Genomic DNA, 217 nt, shown 5'->3' on the forward strand with positions numbered 1-217 from the left:
GTTGCGGAAACCGTGCACCGGCGCCGGAATGAAGCCACCGCGGTTGATGAAGGTGGAGTTGCCTACCTGGTTAACCGGGATGACCGGAGCGTAGCCTAGAAGGCCGCCGAAGTTGACCTCGTCGCCAGCCTTGGTGCCAGGGGCAGGGATGACGCGCACGGCGGTTGTCTTATGGTTCATCACACCAATGGCGGCTTCGTCCGCGATCATGCCGGCG

At 63.1% G+C, this 217-nt stretch carries 1 protein-coding gene; it reads right to left on the reverse strand.

The annotated features are described in order from the left end of the window. Positions 1–217: DUF711 family protein (locus tag HMPREF2635_RS13830; RefSeq protein ID WP_141761696.1), on the reverse strand; the 217-nt coding region annotated here is incomplete at both ends.

It is taken from the genome of Corynebacterium sp. HMSC035E02, from assembly GCF_001836065.1.
In the GTDB taxonomy this organism is placed as follows: domain Bacteria; phylum Actinomycetota; class Actinomycetes; order Mycobacteriales; family Mycobacteriaceae; genus Corynebacterium; species Corynebacterium hiratae.